The sequence below is a fragment of the Streptomyces sp. NPDC059002 genome, assembly GCF_042740435.1.
Classification (GTDB): Bacteria; Actinomycetota; Actinomycetes; order Streptomycetales; family Streptomycetaceae; genus Streptomyces.
In genome coordinates this window covers 156,109-170,930 of record NZ_JBHYJI010000009.1, presented here as the reverse complement: position 1 = coordinate 170,930, position 14,822 = coordinate 156,109, and the positions used below count along the sequence as shown (strand labels likewise).

Sequence of the window (14,822 nt, the reverse complement as noted above, 5' to 3'; positions counted from 1 at the left end):
GATTCCGAGGTTCCGGAATTGCGGGGGGGGGATTGCTCATCTCCGTACATTGACGGGGCGAGGTGCCCGGTTCAGAGGGTTGCCCGCCCGGCCCCGTGGGAGAACAGGGCCGCTACGGCGGCACCCTCGACACCCCGCTCTCCCTCACCTGGAACGGGACGACCTGGGTCAGCGAACGCGGCCCGCAGAGCACCACCGACGTCCTGCCGGAGGCGCTCACCACCACCCTCGAGCGGTACGGCTGATCACGTACGCCGCGTCGGCGGCGCGCGGCTGCCGTGCGGGGCCGGTGCCGACACCGGCCCCGCAGGCGGGGTGCCGCTACTCGTCGATCGCCGCGCCGAACGCCGCCCCCGTGCCCGGCGCACCCAGTGACGCCGCGCCGTACGTCCAGGAGCCGGACCCGGTGACGCCGCCCGAGCCCGCGGAGAGGACCCACACCACGCCGTCCCCCGCGTTCTCGCCGGGCGCGGCGGCCAGCAGGCCGAAGCGGCCGTCGCGGTTCGGGTCCGCGAGCCGCACCTGCGCGCCCCACTTGTCGCCCTTCTCGGGCACGCCGGGGATGTCGGCGGAGTCCTGGTCGAAGGACTTGGCGCCGGTCGCCGTCAGGCCGTACTCCCCGCCGCGGAGCACCCAGACGGCGCCCGCGTCGGCGACCGTGCCGATGTCCTCGCCGGGCGCGCCGATCGCCACGTCGGCGTAGCCGTCGCCGTTGGTGTCCGCGACGGACAGGTCGGCGCCCCAGCCGTCCCCGCGCTCGGCGGTGCCGGGCACGCCCGCGGAGTCCTGGGTCCACCACTTGGCCTCGTCGACGAGGCCGTCCGGGGTGCCGTAGCGCACGCCGACCAGGCCGCCGGTCATCGTCTCGCCGCCGTCGTCGGGCGATGCGGGCTCGCCGGTCACCAGGTCGTCGTAGCCGTCGTGGTTGATGTCGCCGGAGGCCGCGGCGGGGCCGCCGCGCAGGTCGTTCTTGTACGCGAGGCCGTCGGCGCCGCCCGCGAACTGCACGGACCAGCCGTGACCGGGCTCGTCCCCCTCCGTCACGCCTGAGGCGACGAGGTCGGCGTAGCCGTTGTCGTCGTAGTCGCCGGTGGTCAGCGACTTGGACACGATCTGGCTGGCGTCGGCCGACCTGTCGAGCCGCTCGGTGGCCTGACGGCGCAGCGGCGCCCCGCCGCGGGCCTGCGGCGCGGGGTCGTACACGAAGAGCTCGATGTTGTCCCGGTCGAGCACGGCGAGGAGGTCGCCGGGAGTGTCCGCGGTGAAGTGCGCCGCGGCGAGACCGAGGCCGAACTGCTGGCCCGCGGCGGCCTGCTCGCTCTGCAGCCAACTGCTGGCGGATCCGGTGAGTCCCGTCTTCGAGCCCCACAGGACGGCGACGCCACCGGCGTCGGCCCGGTCGTCGAGGTCCTCGCCGGGGATGCCGACGATCGCGTCGTCGTAGCCGTCGCCGTCCAGGTCGCCGGTGGCGACGGCCTTGCCGAAGCCGTCGCCCGCCTCGGCGGCGCCCGCGACACCGGCCGTCGACTGGCTGAATCTGGCGACGTCGCTGGTGCCGATGCCTCTGGTCGAGCCGTACTGGACCGTGACGAGCCCTGCGCCCTGCTGTCCGCTGACGGTCGCGCCGGGGGCGCCGACCAGCACGTCTTCGTATCCGTCGCCGTTGAAGTCGCTGTTGCGGTCGTCGGCGTGGGTCCCCCCAGGGGTACCGGCGAAGGCGGAGGGGGCGGCGGCGATACCGGCCCCGGTCAGCAGAAGGAACGATGCCGCGGCGAGGGCGGCCGAACGGTTCTTGCGCATGAGCGGCTCCTGTGCAGGAAGGTGGCCGGGCAGGCGCGGGGGGTGTCCGGAAAGGGCCCGTTCCTTGTCCGGCGCCCTGTTCGACACGGGATGGGGCGCGAGGGTTGTACGGGGTGCACGGATCGGTGCGGGACGACGAACCGGCAGGTGCCGGGCGTCACTTCCAGCCGTATGCGTACGCCGCGACCCAGGTGATCTCCAGCTGCGCGCTGCTGCCGGGTGCCGCGCCCGGGCCCTCTAGGGCGCTCTCGTTCTGCAGGACCCAGGACAGCGGCTGGTCGGGGACGCCCCGCGTGTCGTGTCCCGTCTCGCGTCCGTCGACGAAGAAGCGCACGTGGCCCGGGGTCCACTCGGTGGACACGGTGTGCCACCTGGTCCAGTCGTCGGCGCCGCGGTACGAGCCCTGTTCGCCGCCGCCGCAGGGGTGGTGGAAGGCGCTCAAGGACCCGGTCCACTCGCCCTCGGGGTGGTCCATCTCGCAGCCGCCGCCGTAATGCAGCCACGCCGACTTGTATCCGGCGGCCTGCTCGGTGACCTTGATGCGGGCGCTGTACTTGCCGTACTTCATCTGCATGACCGCGCGTGGTACGACCGCCGCGGCGTGGACGGGTCCGCCGTCGGCGGGCCGCCACATGCGGATGCGCATGCGGCCGTCGCCGTCCGCCGCAGGGCCCACGCTCACGGTGTCCTCCGGGTGGTAGACACCGGTGACGGAGCGGCCCCTTTCGTTGGCCGTGTCGCGCCAACCGGTGGGGTACGCCCACCAGTTGTCGCGGTAGGAGCCGTCGAGTCCCGCGCAGTACGCGGCGGAGGTGTCGGCGTGGTGGTCGCAGTCGCTGAACGCGCCGAGCGGCACCCGGTCGCCATTGAAGTCCTCGGCGAGTACCTGCCAGAACGGGCCGCAGTCGCCGCGCGGCAGATCCGTGCCCGCGTCCCGGCAGGCGTCCGCCGACACCGGGGCTCCCCCCGCGCTGGGGATGCACAGCAGGGCGGCGAGCAGTGTCGCGCCGAGCGCTCCGAACACGACCGAGCGGCCGCGCCGCCGTCCCTTCGCCGCGCGTGATCCCATCGCGCCGCCTCCGCTCCACGAGGACGCCCCACAGGAAGGGGTCATCCTCGTGGAGCGCGCGGCGCCCCGCCAGGGTCCGGGGCCGACTGGCGCCCGGCGCGTCGGTCACAGCCTCGCGGCCAACAGCTCCTTGGTGTACGGCTGTTGGGGATGGTCGAAGACATCGTCCCGCGCGCCCGTCTCGACGATCTCGCCGTGCTGCATCACGGCGATGCGGTCGCACAGGTGGCGTACGACGGCGAGGTCGTGCGAGACGAACAGGAGCGAGAGCCCGAGTTCGTCCCGCAGGTCCATCAGGAGGTTCAGGACCTGCGCCTGCACCGAGACGTCGAGCGCGGAGACCGGTTCGTCGGCGATGATCAGGCGCGGCCGGGGCGCGAGCGCCCTGGCGATGCCGATGCGCTGGCGCTGGCCGCCGGAGAACTCGTGCGGGTAGCGCGGGAGTTGGTCCGCGCTCAGGCCGACCTGCTCCAGGAGTTCGGCGGCCCGGTCGCGGCGCTCCGAGCGGCTCATGTCCGTGTGCACCTGGAGCGGAGTCGTGACGATCTGCTCGACGGTGCGGCGCGGGTTGAGCGAGGCGTACGGGTCCTGGAAGACCAGCTGGACCTCGCGGCTCAACTCCCGGCGCAGCGCGGTCTCGTCGGCGGCGCGCGTGATGTCCCGTCCGTCGAAGCGGGCGGTGCCGCCGGTCGGCCTCTGCAGTCCGGCGAGGACCCGGGCGGTGGTGGACTTCCCCGACCCGGACTCCCCGACGAGCCCGAGCGTCTCCCCCTCTCCGACGCCCAGGCTCACTCCCCGTACGGCGTGCGTACCGGGCCTGCGCCGCCCGAGCAGGGTGCGCCCCGCGCCGAACTCGACGTGCAGAGCGGTGACTTCGGCGAGCGGTCCGCGCGCGGCGGCGCCGTTCTCGTCCGATGCCGCCCACACCCGCGCGTTCGTGCGGGCCTCCGGTTCCGGGGCGTCCACCGTCGGGAGTCGGGTGCCGGGCACCGTGTCCAGGTTGGGGGCCGCGCCGATGAGGGCCCGGGTGTAGGGGTGCGTGGCACCGGTGAGGAGCCGGCGCGTGGGGCCCGACTCCACCATGCGCCCTTCGCGCATGACCAGCATGCGGTCGGTGGCGGCGGCGACCATGTCCACGTCGTGCGTCACCAGGACCACGGCGGTGCCGTACTCGCGCTGCAACTCGGCGAGCAGGTCGAGGACTTGGCGCTGGACGCGGGCGTCGAGCGCCGTGGTCGGCTCGTCGGCGATCAGTACGTCGGGGTGGTTGATCAGCGCCATCGCGATCATCACGCGCTGGCGCATGCCGCCGGAGAACTGGTGCGGATAGTCGCGGGCGCGGGCGGCCGCGATGCCGACCCGGTCCAGCATCTCCACGGCCCTGTCCCGCGCCCGGGCCCGGCTCGCGTCCTTGTGGTGCAGGCGGTACGCCTCGGCGAGCTGGTCCGCCACGGAGTGGAAGGGCGACAGCGAGGCGAGGGCGTCCTGGAACACCATCGCGATCCGCCCGCCGCGCAACGCCTTCAGCTCGGCCTCGCCCGCGCCCACGACATCGGTGCCGCCGACGTCGATGCTGCCGCTGACGGTCGTGCGCGCGGGATCGTGCAGCCCCAGCGCGGCGAGCCCGCCCGTCGACTTGCCCGACCCCGACTCACCGACCAGGCCGAGGACTTCGCCGCGCGCCAGGTCGAAGGAGACGCCTTCGGCGGCGGTGACGGTGCCCCGCGGCCCGGTGAAGGAGACGGTCAGGTCGCGCACCGCGAGCACGGTGTCCTGGTGCCGCGTCATGCGAGCCTCACCCTCGGGTCGAGCCAGGCCACGACCAGATCGGCGACGGCCACGAAGACCACCACGAAGAACGCGGCGATCAGGACGGTGCCGACGACGGTCGGCAGGTCGTTCTGGGTGACGGCGTCGACGGCGAGCTTGCCGACACCGCTGAGCCCGAAGACCGTCTCGGTGATGAACGCCCCGCCGAGGAGCGCCCCCACCTCCAGGCCGAGCAGCTGCACGACGGGCCCCGCCGCGCCCCGCGCGGTGTACTTCAGATGGGTGCGCAGGACGCCGAGCCCCTTGCCGCGCGCGGTCCGTACGTATCCCTCGTGCATGACTTCGAGGAGCTGGGCACGGGAGAGCCGGGCGAACACGGCCGCGTTGACGAAGCCGAGCACCAGGCAGGGCAGCAGGAGACCGGCCGCCCAGGCCGCCGGGTCCTGGCTCGGTGGCGTGTAGCCGGGCAGCGGCAGCCAGCCGGTGGAGTACACGAGCAGGTACTGCACCACATAGCCGAGGAAGTAGATCTGCACGCTGGCGCCGATCAGGGTGAAGCCGGAGAGCAGCCGGTCGGCGGCCGAGCCGCGGCGCAGCGCGGAGACGAAGCCCACGCCGATGCCCGCCACCAGGATCACCACGAGCGCGCCGCCGGCCAGCGAGAGCGTGACCGGGAAGCGGCTGGTGATCGCGGAGAGCACCGGCTCGTGCAGCGTGTACGAGTAGCCGAGGCAGGGCGCGGCGCAGTCGATCGGGGTGCCGTCGACGTCGGAGATGGTGCGCCCGGCGAACAACCCCCGCAGATAGTCGCCGTACTGGGACAGGATCGGCTGGTCCAGGCCCATGCTGTGGCGCACGGCGGCGATCTGCGTGGCGTCGCACTTGGGGCCGCAGGCGATGGTCGCCGGGTCGGACGGTGCCGCGTAGAAGAGGGCGAAGGCGGTGGCGGAGATGGCGAGCAGCACCACCACCGCCTGCAGCCCCCGTCTGGTCAGATAGGTGAGCATGGGTCAGGACTTCTTCAGGTACAGCCAGGCGGGGCTGATGGTGCCGTAGATCGGGTGGATGAAGGCGCCGCCGACGTTCTCGCCGCGGGCCTGCTGGACGCGCTGGTGCAGGAACGGGATCACCGGCATGTCCTTCATGATCTTGTTCTTCTCGAGCGCGATCAGCGCCTTGGCCTTCTCGTTGGCGTCGCCGAGCTTCGCGATGCGGTCGAGTTCCTTGTCGACGGCCGGGTTCTTGTAGCGCGGGTCGTTGTCGAGGGTGTCGCGGCGGCTGTCGAAGCGGTAGGGGACGCCGGTGGCCGGGGTCGGCCAGTCCACGGAGCTGCCGGAGAGCCACAGGTCGTACTTCGGGTCGGTGCCGCGCAGGACCTCGTTGGTGAGCGCGGGCAGCGGCATCGGCTTGGTGACGAGGGTGATGCCCGCCTTGGCGAAGGCCTCGACGAGGACCTGCGCCATGCGGTCGTTGGCGGCGGTGGCCTCATAGGCGTAACTGAGGCTCTTGACCGGCTTCTTGGCCTTGGCGAGGTGCTCCTTGGCCTTCTTGATGTCGCCGGTCGGGGCGACGGGGTAGGTGTCGTACTTCTCGTAGCCGACGATCGCGGGCGAGGAGTACGTCGTGGCGATGTCGCCCATGCGCGGGCCGCCGAGCGCCTGGCGTGCCTGCTGGCGCGGGAAGAGGTAGTGGATGGCCTTGCGGACCTCGGGGTCGGCGACCCGGTCGTTCCTGACCACGAGGTGGTACGTGAAGGCGCCGCGCCGCCCGTCGACGACGAGCTGCTTCTTCTTGGGGTCGCGGTTGGCCTCGCCGTACAGCTCGGGCGGCAGTTCGTTCTTGGTGGTGACGGTGTTCGCGCCGTCGCCGCGCCCGTTGAGGATCTCCTGGGCGGTGTTGAGTTCCTTCTTCTCGAAGGTGAACTCGAACTTGTCGGCGTACTGGTGGCGGATCGGGTCGGTCTCCGCCTTCCAGTGCGGGTTGCGCTCCAGGGTCATGCTCTGGTTCTGCTGGTGCGCGACGATGCGGTACGGCCCGGTCGCGAAGGGCTTGAGGTCGTACTTGGTGCCGGTGTCCTTGTCCGGGCGCACGGGCGACGAGGACGACTGCGCGGCCATGAACGGCACGTCGGACTGCGGCTTCTTGAAGTGGAAGACGATGGTCTTGTCGTCGGGCGTCTCGATGCCCTTGAAGTCGCCGTCCTTCTTCGGTCCGCCGTAGACCTTGCGGGCCTGGGCGAGGTCCTGCTTGCCGGTGAGCCACTGCGGCCAGTAGGGCGGGCCGAGTTCGAAGCCGGGCGCGAAGGTGCGCTCGATGCCGTACTTGATGTGCTGCGAGGTGATCGGCTTGCCGTCCTCCCAGGTGATGCCGTCCTTCAGCTCGTACGTCCAGGTGCGGCTGCCGTCGGAGGGCTTGCCGGTGTCGGTGGCGAGGTCGCCGACCAGCTTGGCCTTGCCGTCCACGACTTGGTACTGGGTCAGCTGGCGGCCCCACAGCAGCGAGGTGTTGTAGGTCTCGCCCGCATAGATCTTCTGCGGGTCGAGGTGGGAGGAGTCGCGCAGGTTGGCGACGTGGATGGTGCCGCCGCGCTGGGCGCCCTTGACGGCGGGCGCCGGGCCCGCGCTGTCCTTGGCGGTGCCGATGCCCGCGGTGAGGTTCGCCTCCTGAGCCACCGAGGGCGCCCCGTCGTCCTTCGCGCCCGCACCCGAGGAGCACGAGCAGAGCACGAGCATGGCGGAGGCGGCGGCGACGACCGGCAGGGCTGTGGTGCGCGGGCTGATTCTGGGCATGACGAACTCCCTTGAAGGGGTGATGGGTTGAACTGAAAGGAGAAAGAGCAGGGGGCGGCGGTGGCGCGGGGCCCTCAGCGGCGCGTACGGGGGTCGAGCGCGTCCCGCACCGAGTCGCCGAGGAGGTTGAAGGCGACGACGAAGACGAGGATCGTCACGCCGGGGAAGAACATGTACGTCGGGTCGTCGTAGAAGACCTCGGCGCCGCGGGCGATCATCCGGCCCCAGTCGGGGATGGGTTCGCTGATGCCGACTCCGAGGAAGGAGAGCGCGGCCTCGGCGGTGACGATGCCCGGCAGGGCGATGGTGATGTGCACCAGGACGGGCGCCCAGACGTTGGGCAGCAGTTCGCGGAAGACGATGTGCCTGCGGCTCGCGCCCACGGCCCGCGCGGCGTCGACGAACTCCCGCTCCCGCAGGGACCGGACGGTGGTGCGCAGCATCATCGCGAGCGGCACCCAGCCGAAGGCGGCGAAGACGAGGACCAGCACGGTGAACTGCATCCAGGCGGGTTCGTTCTCGCCGGGCGACACGAAGCGCGTCTGGATGATCGGGCCGAGCGCGAGGAGCAGCAGCAGCGTCGGGAAGGCGAGCAGCACATTGCAGACGAAGGTGAAGACCCGGTCGGCGAGCCCGCTGAGATAGCCGACGGTCACGCCGAGCACGACGCCGAGGACGGCGATCAGGACGATGGACGCGACGGCGACGAGGAGTGAGGTGCGCACCCCGTACAGGAGCTGGGTCAGGACGTCGCGGCCGAGGCCGGGTTCGATGCCGAACCAGAAGTCGCCGGACATCCCGCCGTTGGGCAGCACCGGGAGCCCTTCGGCGCTGAGCAGCCCCGGCTCGTTCTGGCCGTAGTGCTCGGTGGGGTTCTTGCCGTAGAGCGCGGCGATGAGCGGCGCGGTGAGCGCGAGCACCACGAAGAGCAGCACGACACCGAGCGAGGCTAGGCCGACCCGGTCCCTGCGGAACGCCTTCAGGGCCACGGCGAACGGGCCGCGGGGCTCCTGCGTCTGTACGTCGGCCATGCGCTGCCGTGCTCCTGGTGCTCGGGCCCGTACCGGGTCGCGGATACGGGTCTGGGAATGCGGTCCGGCGGTGCGGAATGGGTGGTCCGCGCCGGGTTGCGGAGAATTACAACACCGCGGGAAGCGGCCTTGCCACACGCGTCGACGGCGTTCCCTGCAAACGTGTTCGGTACGTTTCAGGAGCCTTTCCCGGCGCGGTGAATTGTTCATGCCGCGGCAACAAGAGCCGGAATTCTTCACGCCGAACCGGGACATACCCCCCACCCCGCCCGGACCCTCGCGTTACCTTGTGACCTCACCCACACCCCTTCACATGGCAGCTGATCGCACCATTCGACCGACGATTCGAAGCTGTTAAGCGGACTCGACCCTTCCAAGTCTCTAGAGGTACCGCACGCTTCCCGTATGGCCCAACACTCATCCTTTGCAGTGCTCTTCCTATGAAGCGCGGATCGGTTGAAAGGCGCCGGACGACAATCGTGCGAGCCTCCTCCACGTCTCTTTGACCATGTGAGGAGCTGATGTGCACGTGACCCTCCCCTCCCTCGTCCATTCCGGAATGAGGTACCTCTGTCTCCTCGGCATCGTGGCCGGGACGGGCCTTTCCACCACCCCTGCCGTCGCGCACACCTCCCCCGGGCCGGGCCCCGCTCCCGCCGCGCCCGCCGCGGTCGCCGCCGCGGCGCCCCTGCCCGGCGGACTCGGCCCGTGCGTGCCGGGCAACTGCCCGTCCGGCGGCTACCCGCCCATCAACAACGGGGCGATCCAGTACCGCGACGACGCCATCAACGTCTACGTCGGCGAGGACTTCCTCGTCCGTGGGAAGGCCGCGGAGGCCGAGGGCCGCGTCGTGGTCCTCAACAACTTCGACCAGGACAAGGAATCCGGCGTCAGCGGCATCTACAACGTCGGCGAGGCAGGCGTAGGCTCCCGGGTCACCCCTTCCGAAGGCTCGGACTGGCTCACCACGGGCGGCGACGTCACCATCGCCTCCGGGGAGCGGCTGCTCGCCGAGAAGGGCGTGGTGCGGCACGCCGGTGCCGCGACCGGCACGATCGTCAGCACCGTGACCCAGGACGACGGCGCCGCCACCCCCTATATCCCGCTGCGGGACCAGCTCACCGAGGCCAGTCAGTGCTACGCCCACCCGGAGGGCGGCAGCAGCGTCCGCACGCCCACCGGCACGGCCACGCACGCGGGCGGCGAGACCCTGTTCCGCGGGGACAACTCCTCCAAGATCCAGGTCTTCAACGTCGACTTCGACCTGATGGGCGGCAGCGGCGGCCAGGAGGGCATCCGCTTCGAGGGCATCCCGGACGACGCCACCGTCCTCGTCAACATCCTCGGCACCAACCGCACCATCAACACCTACTCGGGCACCATCGACGACAGCAGCCAGCTCAACCAGATGCGCAGCCGGCTGCTGTGGAACTTCCCCGACGCGACGTCCGTCGAGATCAAGGGCACGGGACAGTTCCAGGGCAGCGTCCTGGTCGGCAACCAGAGCTCGATGACCACGGTCAGCGTGCCGGGCATGAACGGCCGCTTCTTCACCACCGGTTCGCTCACCCACACCAGCGCGGCCACGGGCGGCGGCGGACAGGAATTCCACAACTATCCCTTCGAGGGCGACCTGCCGGACTGCGCGCTCGCGCCCACCGTGGGCGAGGTCAAGGTCCTCAAGACCGACGAGGACGGCGGCAAGCCCCTGGCGGGCGCCGAGTTCGAGCTGTGGAACGAGACCAACGGCACCGAAGGACTGCAGACCGACGGGGCCGACCCGGACACGAAGATCGGCAGCGACTGCACCACCGACGTGCCGGGCGAATGCGTCCAGACCGTGCCGCTCGGCACGTACTACTGGCGCGAGACCAAGGCTCCCGGCGGCTACGACCTGCCGTCGCCGAACGTCTTCGGCCCCCTCGAACTGACCGAGGCCAACGCCGACAAGGGCGTGTCCGTCACCGCCACCAACAAGAAGAAGCCGGTCGTCGTCAAGGGCGACGTCACGGTCCTCAAGAAGGACAAGGACACCGGAGGCCCGCTGCCCGGCGCCGTCTTCCAGCTGTGGCACGAGACCAACGGCACCGACGGGCTCCAGCAGGACGGAGCGGACCCCGACACCTCGATGGGCGCGCCCTGCACGACGAACACCGCGGGCGCCTGCCGCACGAACGTCGCCGTCGGCACGTACTACTGGGTCGAGACCGAGGCGCCGCCCGGCTACCAGATGCCAGCACAGACCGTCTTCGGGCCGTTGCTCCTCACCGCGGCCAACGCCTCCAAGGGCGTCACCGTCGAGGCCAAGAACGCCATCCAGCAGCACCCCGGCGTCACCGGCGAGATCACGGTCGACAAGCGGGACAAGAAGACCGGCAAGCCGCTCGCCGGTGCCGTCTTCCAGCTGTGGCACGACAACAACGGCACTCCGGGCCTCCAGACGTCCGGCGCCGACCGCGACCACCTCATCGACGGGGGCTGCGCCACGGACGGCCGGGGCCGGTGCGAGTTCCGTGACCTCGAACTCGGCTCGTACTACCTCAAGGAGACCGCCGTTCCCGACGGCTACACGCTGCCCAAGAACACGGTGAGCGGCCCCTACAAGGTCACCGCGGACAACGTCACCGAAGGCGTCACGGTGAAGCTCACCAACCAGCGCGGCGGAGGCAAGAAGGGGAAGTGACCCCCGGCACCTCCCCCCCTCCGGGCACGGTCGGCGTCAGCCGCCCGTGCCCGGCTTCGTTCCCCAGATGTGGAGGCGGTCGCCCTTGGCCAGCAGGGCGTACAGCCGCTTGGCGTCCCCCAGCGCGAGGTTGACGCACCCGCCGGAGCCCGACGAGAAGAGGTCCGCGCGGGTGCCGTGCAGCGCCTGTCCGCCGTTGAAGAACTGGGCGTACGGCATGGGCACGTTGTAGATCGTCGAGAAGTGGTCGCGGTTCTTCCAGTAGATCCGCTGCCAGCCGCGCCGGGTCTCCAGACCGTCCCGGCCCGTACGGATCGGCACGGGTGCGAAGACAAGCCCGCGGCCCTTCTGCACCCACAGGATCTGCCGGGTCAGATCGACGCACGTGACCCGGTACGGCTTGGCGGGGCAGCCGCGCCGGGCCGCCGGGTCGCGCCGCACCCGGTCCGCGACGACGAGGCGGTACGTCCGCAACGACGCGGCGCCGTCCGCGGGACGGATGCCGAGCCGCTGCTGCAGCCGCCGCACGGCCACACAGTCGGCGGTGGACTGGCGGCCGTCGACAGGCAGCCTCAGCTCACGCTCCAGCTCGCGTTGGTAGGGAGCCGTGCCCGCGCGGCACGGCGGCTCCGCGGGGCCGGGGGCCGCCGTCGCGTGGGACGACGGAACGGCCAGGGACAGGGCGGCGATCGACGGGATGAGCCAGCGCATCGCCCCAGCTTGGCCGCTCCCCCGTGCCCCGCCCCGCGACACGGCCCGACAATCCCACGATTGGGCCATGCCGGGCCGTGCCGGGCGCCTCAGTCGTCCAGGACGACGAGTTCGAGCTTGTCGAGGTTCTCGCGGTCCGCGACGACGTCGATCCCGGTGATCCCCTCGTCGGAGAACCTGAAGCGCAGGACCAGACGGAGCCTGCCGAGCGGCGCCATGACGAGACCCACCGCGCCGTCGACGAGCACAGGCCGGGTGTCCAGGGCCCGCTCCATGGCGGCCATCGCGCCCCTGGCCACGGCCTGGTCGCCGCGGACCACGACGGGTTCGGGCGTGGGGATGGCCGACTTGTCGGCGTGCAGCACCACACCGGGGTGCAGCAGGGTCACCAGCGCCTCGAAGTCCCCGCCGCGGGTCGCGGCGAGGAAGGCGTCGACCACCACGCGCTGGCGGGGCAGATCGGCGGCGGACGCCGGGCTGCCGCCCCTGACCCTGCGGCGGGCCCGGCTCGCGAGCTGCCGCGTGGCGGCGGGGGTGCGCTCGATCATCGGGGCGATCTCTTCGAACGGCACGGCGAACGTGTCGTGCAGCACGAAGGCGAGCCGCTCCGCGGGGGTCAGGGTGTCGAGGACCACCAGGAGCGCGAGACCGACCGAGTCGGCCATCAGCGCCTCCTGTTCGGGGTCGCCGCCCTCCTCGCGAGCGGCGGGGGCGTCGGTGGCGACCGCGTCGAGCGGCTGCTCGCCGCGGTGCTCGCGCGAGCGCAGCATGTTGAGGCAGACGCGGCCCGTGACCGTGGTCAGCCAGCCGCCGAGGTTCTCGACGTCGCCGACGTCGGTGCGGTCGAAGCGCAGCCAGGTCTCCTGGAGCGCGTCGTCGGCCTCGCTGAGCGAGCCGAGCATGCGGTAGGCCACCGCCCGCAGATGGGGCCTGTGCTCCTCGAAGCGCTGTGCCGACCCCGTTATGTCGTTCACCGTTTCTCTTTCCTTCGCTGCCGTGGGCCGCCGCGGCAGATCCGCGCAGCCCAGGTGACGGTACCCGCAGCCGCGCCACCGCCGCGTACCGTGCAACCTCGTTGCAACCTCCCGCGCGGTGCACTGGTGCCCGCCGCCGCACCGCACGGCGCGCGCCGCTCAGGAAGGGGCCTGTCATGCCGCAGGACACGAACGAGCCGCACGGCAGCCCGCGCGTCGAACTCACCCCCGGCGCCGCGGACCTGGTGCGCCGCCTGACCCGCGATCACGGGCCACTGATGTTCCACCAGTCCGGCGGCTGCTGCGACGGCAGTGCGCCGATGTGCTACCCCGAGGGCGAGTTCCGCACCGGGGACTCCGACGTGCGTCTGGCGTCCCTGACGGTCGAAGGCGTCGCCGAGCCCGTCGCGTTCTGGATGTCGAAGAGCCAGTACGAGGTGTGGAGCCACACCCGCCTGATCGTGGACGTCGTCCCGGGGCGCGGCAGCGGCTTCTCCCTCGAAGCTCCGGAAGGCGTGCGTTTCCTGATCCGTTCCCGGCTGGTCGGCAGCTAGCACCCGGGGAGCGAACAGCCCGTCACCACCCTCTGGTGCACTCCCCAACAGGCCCTCACACTGGGGCCGTTGACGGCCCGGTGTCACCGGGCCACGCCGCGAGACACCAGGGGTGGGACTGTGACGCGACGACGCAACAGACGGTTCAGAGGGGTCAGAACGGCACTCACCGCACTGACCGCGCTCGGCACGCTGGCCGGTGCCGCTCTCACGGGAGCGGCACCGGCCAGCGGCGCTTCTCAGGAGGTCACGGCCGCGGCGGGATCGCCCCGGACGTCCGCGATAGCGCCGGGCGTGACCTACGGATACTTCGACATCCCGACCGCGCGCGGCACCGCCCGCGCGCATCTGCTCGACGTCGACCTGCGCGACCCGCGCACCGGTGTCGGCCTGCTCTACCCGGGCGCGGTCGGCGCGCGCTCCCCCGTCTCCGCGCTCGCGGACGGCGCCGGTGCCGTCGGCGGGATCAACGGCGACTTCTTCAACATCACCGAGACCCAGCACCCGGGCGTCGAGGCGACCGGCGCGCCCGTCGGCCCGGCGATCGCGGACGGCCACGCCCTCAAGGCGGCCGTGCCGGGCGGCCAGCGCTTCGGGCCCGCGATGCCGCCCGGCGTGACCACCGAGGCCGTGCTCGGGGTGGGGTACGACCGCAGGGCGCGCATGGACAACCTGTCCCTGGAGGGGCGGATCCGCACCCGCGAGGGGCGCCTGCCGCTCGGCGGGCTCAACCAGTACGCGCTGCCGGTGGGTTCGGTCGGCGCGTTCACCAGCGACTGGGGTTCCGTGTCGCGGGTGCGCTCGACCTGCGGCACCGACACCAGCCGTGGCGCGCCGTGCAGCACGGACACGCATGAGGTGACGGTGCGCGACGGGCGCGTGGTGGCGTCGGCGGACGCGCCGGGCAGCGGGCCGATAGCCCGCGGCAGCACCGTCCTTGTCGGCCGCGAGGCGGGCGCGCAGGAGCTGCGGAAGCTGTCCCTGGGCGACCGGGTGCAGGTCAGGCACCGGCTGGTCGCGGCCGATTCGCACATACCGTTCCGCTTCGCGCTCGGCGGCTACCCCGTCCTGCGCGACGGTGCGCCGCTGCCCGGCCTCGACCCGGCCACGGCCGCGGTGCGCACGGCGGCCGGGATATCCGACGGGGGCCGCCGTCTGCTGCTGCTCTCCCTGGACGGGTCCCCGGAGTACCGCGCTGGTCTGACCATCGCCGAAGTCGCCGACACCTTGCGCGGGTTGGGCGCCACCGACGGCTTCAGCCTGGACGGCGGCGGCTCGTCGACACTGGTCTCCGCCACCCTCGTCGCGCGCGCCCCGGGAGCCGAGGCCGTCACCGTGCGCAACCACCCCAGCGGCGGCGCGGAACGCCCGGTGCCGAACGGCATCGGCGTCTTCTCCCGTACGTGAGGTGACGGGGCGGGCCCCGGACGCCGGGGCCCGC

Annotated in this window: 12 protein-coding genes; 4 read left to right on the top strand and 8 right to left on the bottom strand. The window is 71.8% G+C overall.

All coding sequences use genetic code 11. The features are described from left to right. The first annotated feature begins 95 nt into the window (after positions 1-95). Positions 96-245, top strand: a complete 150-nt coding sequence (locus ACFWZ2_RS11540; protein WP_384544846.1) for a hypothetical protein — start codon at positions 96-98, stop codon at positions 243-245. A gap of 76 nt (positions 246-321) precedes the next feature. On the opposite strand, the gene ACFWZ2_RS11535 is transcribed toward ACFWZ2_RS11540, so the two are convergent. The 6 genes from ACFWZ2_RS11535 to ACFWZ2_RS11510 all read right to left on the bottom strand — a co-directional run bounded on the left by ACFWZ2_RS11535 (position 322) and on the right by ACFWZ2_RS11510 (position 8,459). After that, entirely contained in the window at positions 322-1,800 is a 1,479-nt protein-coding gene (locus ACFWZ2_RS11535; RefSeq protein WP_384544845.1) for an esterase, read from the bottom strand. Between the two features lie 157 nt (positions 1,801-1,957). After that, a complete protein-coding gene (locus ACFWZ2_RS11530; protein WP_384544844.1) occupies positions 1,958-2,869 on the bottom strand; it encodes a glycoside hydrolase family 16 protein in 912 nt (303 codons plus the stop codon). A 105-nt stretch (positions 2,870-2,974) separates the two neighbouring features. Beyond that, positions 2,975-4,657: a dipeptide ABC transporter ATP-binding protein gene (locus tag ACFWZ2_RS11525; RefSeq protein WP_384544843.1), complete on the bottom strand. Its 1,683-nt coding sequence runs from the start codon at positions 4,655-4,657 to the stop codon at positions 2,975-2,977. Further along, a complete protein-coding gene (locus tag ACFWZ2_RS11520; protein WP_384544842.1) occupies positions 4,654-5,646 on the bottom strand; it encodes an ABC transporter permease in 993 nt (330 codons plus the stop codon). Before ACFWZ2_RS11520 ends, ACFWZ2_RS11525 begins: the two co-directional genes overlap by 4 nt. Positions 5,647-5,649: 3 nt before the next feature. Then, on the bottom strand, positions 5,650-7,428 hold the full coding sequence (locus ACFWZ2_RS11515) for an ABC transporter substrate-binding protein (RefSeq protein WP_384544841.1): 1,779 nt from the start codon (positions 7,426-7,428) through the stop codon (positions 5,650-5,652). 74 nt (positions 7,429-7,502) lie between these two features. After that, positions 7,503-8,459 (bottom strand): ABC transporter permease, encoded by a 957-nt coding sequence (locus ACFWZ2_RS11510; RefSeq protein ID WP_384544839.1) that lies wholly within the window; start codon positions 8,457-8,459, stop codon positions 7,503-7,505. A gap of 529 nt (positions 8,460-8,988) precedes the next feature. Here ACFWZ2_RS11510 and ACFWZ2_RS11505 point away from each other — a divergent pair. Further along, on the top strand, positions 8,989-11,142 hold the full coding sequence (locus ACFWZ2_RS11505; RefSeq protein ID WP_384544837.1) for a choice-of-anchor A family protein: 2,154 nt from the start codon (positions 8,989-8,991) through the stop codon (positions 11,140-11,142). Between the two features lie 36 nt (positions 11,143-11,178). Here ACFWZ2_RS11505 and ACFWZ2_RS11500 read toward each other — a convergent pair whose 3' ends face one another. Further along, positions 11,179-11,853, bottom strand: a complete 675-nt coding sequence (locus ACFWZ2_RS11500; protein WP_384544835.1) for a L,D-transpeptidase — start codon at positions 11,851-11,853, stop codon at positions 11,179-11,181. Positions 11,854-11,942: 89 nt separating this feature from the next. Next, positions 11,943-12,827, bottom strand: a complete 885-nt coding sequence (locus tag ACFWZ2_RS11495; RefSeq protein ID WP_384544833.1) for a sigma-70 family RNA polymerase sigma factor — start codon at positions 12,825-12,827, stop codon at positions 11,943-11,945. Between the two features lie 176 nt (positions 12,828-13,003). On the opposite strand from ACFWZ2_RS11495, the gene ACFWZ2_RS11490 reads away from it, so the two are divergent. Together ACFWZ2_RS11490 and ACFWZ2_RS11485 are read left to right on the top strand one after the other, a co-directional pair. After that, the gene (locus tag ACFWZ2_RS11490) at positions 13,004-13,381 is read left to right on the top strand and encodes a DUF779 domain-containing protein (protein ID WP_384544831.1); all 378 of its coding nucleotides are present in this window, start codon (positions 13,004-13,006) and stop codon (positions 13,379-13,381) included. A 120-nt stretch (positions 13,382-13,501) separates the two neighbouring features. Continuing rightward, entirely contained in the window at positions 13,502-14,788 is a 1,287-nt protein-coding gene (locus ACFWZ2_RS11485) for a phosphodiester glycosidase family protein (protein WP_384544829.1), read from the top strand. Positions 14,789-14,822 lie beyond the last annotated feature (34 nt).

Coding starts and splice junctions, on each gene's coding strand:
- ACFWZ2_RS11500 (WP_384544835.1), bottom strand. CDS start 11,853: ATGCGCTGGCTCATCCCGTCGATCGCCGCCCTGTCCCTGGCCGTTCCG.
- ACFWZ2_RS11510 (WP_384544839.1), bottom strand. CDS start 8,459: ATGGCCGACGTACAGACGCAGGAGCCCCGCGGCCCGTTCGCCGTGGCC.
- ACFWZ2_RS11525 (WP_384544843.1), bottom strand. CDS start 4,657: ATGACGCGGCACCAGGACACCGTGCTCGCGGTGCGCGACCTGACCGTC.
- ACFWZ2_RS11535 (WP_384544845.1), bottom strand. CDS start 1,800: ATGCGCAAGAACCGTTCGGCCGCCCTCGCCGCGGCATCGTTCCTTCTG.
- ACFWZ2_RS11490 (WP_384544831.1), top strand. CDS start 13,004: ATGCCGCAGGACACGAACGAGCCGCACGGCAGCCCGCGCGTCGAACTC.
- ACFWZ2_RS11530 (WP_384544844.1), bottom strand. CDS start 2,869: ATGGGATCACGCGCGGCGAAGGGACGGCGGCGCGGCCGCTCGGTCGTG.
- ACFWZ2_RS11520 (WP_384544842.1), bottom strand. CDS start 5,646: ATGCTCACCTATCTGACCAGACGGGGGCTGCAGGCGGTGGTGGTGCTG.
- ACFWZ2_RS11515 (WP_384544841.1), bottom strand. CDS start 7,428: ATGCCCAGAATCAGCCCGCGCACCACAGCCCTGCCGGTCGTCGCCGCC.